Raw genomic sequence first — 3,392 nt, 5'->3', positions numbered from 1 at the left:
CGCTGGCTCCGAGGCCTCCCTCTCCTGGTCTCCCCCGTCCGTCCCTTCCCCCTCATCTTCCTCAGCGGCCCGCCCCGCGCGGGGGGGGGGGGGGGCGCCCCCCCCCCCCCCCCCCGGGCGGCGTTTCGGCTGGTGAGCGGAGGCGGGTTCTTTCCGCGCTGCTCTGCCAAGCATCCTGTCTGGAGCTTCGGGACACGGCGTGTCGGGCTGTGCACGGCATGCGGCGACTGATTGGCTGGAAGCAACTGGGCAGGAGCGCAGCGCCTCCGTGCCCGAACAGCTACGACGTAAGGAGCGGAGCAACCATGAAGCTCCTGTTGATCAGGCACGGACAGACACCCGGCAACGTAGCGGGCCAGTTGGACACGGCGTTCCCCGGACCGGGGCTGACCGAACTCGGCGAGCGTCAGGCGGCAGCCCTGCCCGAAGCCCTGGCCGATGAAGGCATCCAGGCCCTCTATACGTCGACGCTGCTGCGCACCCAGCGAACGGTCGCTCCTTTGGCCAAAGCCACGGGCTTGGAACCGACAATCCTGGACGGCGTCCATGAGATCGAAGCCGGCGCGCTGGAGAAAAAGACTGACCACGAGTCCCACCTGCGGTACATGAGCACCGTGTTCTCTTGGACGGACGGAGACCTCGACGTCCGGATGCCAGGCGCCTTCAACGGGCACGACTTCTTCGCCCGCTTCGATGCTTCCGTGGAGCTCGTTGCGGCCGCGGGACACGAGACGGCCGCGATCGTCAGCCACGGAGCGGCGATCCGCTGCTGGGCGGGTCGGAGGGCGACGGACATCGACACCGTTTTTGCCGAAACCCACCAGCTCCCGAACACCGGAATCGTGGCTCTCGAAGGCGACCCACGAAATGGCTGGAAGGTGCTGCACTGGGACCAGATCCCTGTGGGCGGCATGGCCCTGGCAGACCAAACCGCAGATGACCCCACGGGTGAAGCGCTATAGCCCCACAACGCAGAGGCAGCCAGCATTTCTCCCGACGCTTACGCGCAGGAAACACCACGGTAACCACCGCTCCGTAGGCTTGAGACGCATAGACACCTCCGACGAAACCCGGCGAATTGAGGCACAAATGCAGACCAACCCACGGCTCAACATTCGGCAGGTCACGTGGGCCAACCCCGTGGGCGCCGATCTCCGGGCAGCACAGCAGGCCGAACTCGACGCGCGGTTCGGCAGCACGGATCATGAGCCCGGACCTCCTCCATCGGAAGCAGACACGGCCGTCTTCGTTGTTGCCTACGAGAAATGCTCCGGACAGCCACTGGGATGTGGCGGGCTGCGGATGCTCGATGAGAAGACAGCCGAAATCAAGCGGCTGTATGTGGTCCCCTACGCCCGGGGGTCAGGAGTAGCGAGCTCCATCCTGGCAGCGCTCGAAGCCCAGGCCCACTCCCATGGATTCAGCGTGATCGCGGCTGAGGCCGGGTCAGCCCAGTCGGACGGCCGAAGCTTTTACGAAAGTGCCGGCTTCGCCTCCGTGCCGAACTTCGGCCCGTATGTGGGCGTCGACGAATCGTACTGCTACTCCAAGCGCCTGGACTCCCACAGTGCTTCGCACACGGCGATGGCTTAGCCCCGCGATGGCCTGGCGGGCTGCGGAACCCATGCGCAACATCAAGCGGAGGCCGCGTCAGTTCGATAATCTCGGATTATGGAAAAAGCAGACATCACCTTCCGCACCCGTAAATGGGTGCGGCCCGAGGACCTCAATGCCAACGGCACGCTTTTCGGTGGGAGCCTGCTGAAGTGGATCGATGAAGAGGCCGCGATCTACGCCATCCTTCAACTGGGCAACGGCCGCGCAGTCACCAAGTACATCTCCGAAATCAACTTTGTGAGCTCAGCAGTCCAGGGCGACCTGATCGAGATGGGGCTGACTGCGAAACGCTTCGGACGCACGTCGCTGACCATGCGCGCGGAAGTCCGCAACATGATCACGCGGCAGGCGATCCTGACCATCGAGGAGATCGTGTTCGTGAACCTTGGCGCGGATGGCCGTCCGCAGCCGCACGGCTATACGGAAATCACGTATGACCGCGACCGCATCCCCACGCACCACCTGACAGAGACGCTCGACGAAGACTGAACCACCCGCCGTCGGGCGCTGGCCGCTACTGCAGGTACCGGAACACGGTCCATGTGCGGGAGTTCAGGCAGCAGTCGTCGGTATGCCGTGCGCTGAACGTCGCTTTACGGCCAGGCCCGGCGGTGCGGAACATTGCCTTGCCCCCGCAGGCCATGCAGATCAGCTGCTGCCTCCGCGGCTCCTGCCGGTATTCGTCGAGGTTATCGAAGTCCTCGGCGTCCCAGTCTCTCCTGTCGGCGAGGCACAATGCCCTTCTCATCAGCTGTGACTTTCACTCGTAAAACAGCGGTTAAACGGGTGCTGGCGGCCGCGGGGGAGCGGCCGCCCGCGTGTTTTTACGGTGGCGGGAGTGATGCCACCGGAACCTTAGGGCTGCTGAATCGGGACAGTCAGCGGCGGTCGAACGTCAGGCCACCAGGAACCTGGAACGTCGGCATGAGTTCAAGCATGCCCACGTTCACGTGGCGCGGCGTTTCGATGGCGTAGTCCAGGGCGTTCACGATGTCGTCGGTCGTGAGCGACTCATAGCCCTCGTAGTAGGTCTGCCAGGCTTCTTCCATGGCCTCGGGCGTGCCGCCCAGGTTGCGGCCGAAGATCTCTGTCTCCACCCGCCCGGGGCAGATCTCGGTCACGCGAATGCGCTTGCCCACGGTGTCGTTCCGGAGTTGGCGGGAGATCTGGTGCACGGCCGCTTTGGTGGCGTGGTAAACCGTGTGGCCGTAGAAGTTGTAGACACCGGCGATGGAGCTGATGTTGATGACGTGGCCGAGGTCGCGCTCCACCATGCCCGGCAGGACCAGACGGGTGAGCTGCAGCAGGCCACGAAGGTTCACGTCCACCAGCTCGTCGATGTCCTCTTCGGACGAGTCCAGGATGTTGCCCGGCCGGGAAACTCCGGCACAGTTCACCAGGACGTCCACCTTGAGGTCGCTCACGACGGCGGCCAGCGCGGCTGTGTCGGTCAGGTCCACGACGTGCGGGATGGCTCCGGTGCGGTCGGCCAGTTCGGCGAGGCGTTCCTCGTTGCGGGCCACGGCATGTACGGTCAGGCCGCGCTTGGCAAGCCGTTCGGCAATGGCTGCACCCATACCGGTGGAAGCTCCGGTGACGAGGGCGGTGGTGTAGTCAGAAAAAGACATTGGGTTCTCCAAAAGGTGGGGAATCGGTGGGGCTCAGTGGGGGGGGGGGGCGGCCCGCCCCCGCGGCCGCCGCGGGGCGGGGGGGGGGGGTGGGCGGGCGGGGCGGGGGGGGCGCGGGCCGCGGCAGGCGGCGGCGGGCGGGGGGCG

5 protein-coding genes are annotated in these 3,392 nt (G+C 65.6%); 3 read left to right on the top strand and 2 right to left on the bottom strand.

What is annotated here, in order from left to right; translation table 11 throughout:
• Positions 1 to 305: 305 nt before the first annotated feature.
• The 3 genes from LN996_RS23350 (at position 306) to LN996_RS23340 (ending at position 2,106) form a co-directional block, all read left to right on the top strand.
• The gene (locus LN996_RS23350) at positions 306 to 962 is read left to right on the top strand and encodes a histidine phosphatase family protein (RefSeq protein ID WP_231343477.1); all 657 of its coding nucleotides are present in this window, start codon (positions 306 to 308) and stop codon (positions 960 to 962) included.
• A gap of 127 nt (positions 963 to 1,089) precedes the next feature.
• Entirely contained in the window at positions 1,090 to 1,593 is a 504-nt protein-coding gene (locus LN996_RS23345; protein ID WP_231343476.1) for a GNAT family N-acetyltransferase, read from the top strand.
• Positions 1,594 to 1,671: 78 nt separating this feature from the next.
• Positions 1,672 to 2,106 (top strand): acyl-CoA thioesterase, encoded by a 435-nt coding sequence (locus LN996_RS23340; RefSeq protein ID WP_159706417.1) that lies wholly within the window; start codon positions 1,672 to 1,674, stop codon positions 2,104 to 2,106.
• A 25-nt stretch (positions 2,107 to 2,131) separates the two neighbouring features.
• On the opposite strand, the gene LN996_RS23335 is transcribed toward LN996_RS23340, so the two are convergent.
• On the bottom strand, positions 2,132 to 2,365 hold the full coding sequence (locus tag LN996_RS23335) for a hypothetical protein (RefSeq protein ID WP_231343473.1): 234 nt from the start codon (positions 2,363 to 2,365) through the stop codon (positions 2,132 to 2,134).
• Positions 2,366 to 2,495: 130 nt separating this feature from the next.
• The gene (locus tag LN996_RS23330) at positions 2,496 to 3,245 is read right to left on the bottom strand and encodes an SDR family oxidoreductase (RefSeq protein WP_231343471.1); all 750 of its coding nucleotides are present in this window, start codon (positions 3,243 to 3,245) and stop codon (positions 2,496 to 2,498) included.
• Positions 3,246 to 3,392: the final 147 nt, after the last annotated feature.

Source organism: Arthrobacter sp. AK01 (genome assembly GCF_021109375.1).
In the GTDB taxonomy this organism is placed as follows: Bacteria; Actinomycetota; Actinomycetes; order Actinomycetales; family Micrococcaceae; genus Arthrobacter.
The sequence above is the reverse complement of the archived record's forward strand: the minus strand, read 5'-3'. Positions and strand labels throughout refer to the sequence as shown.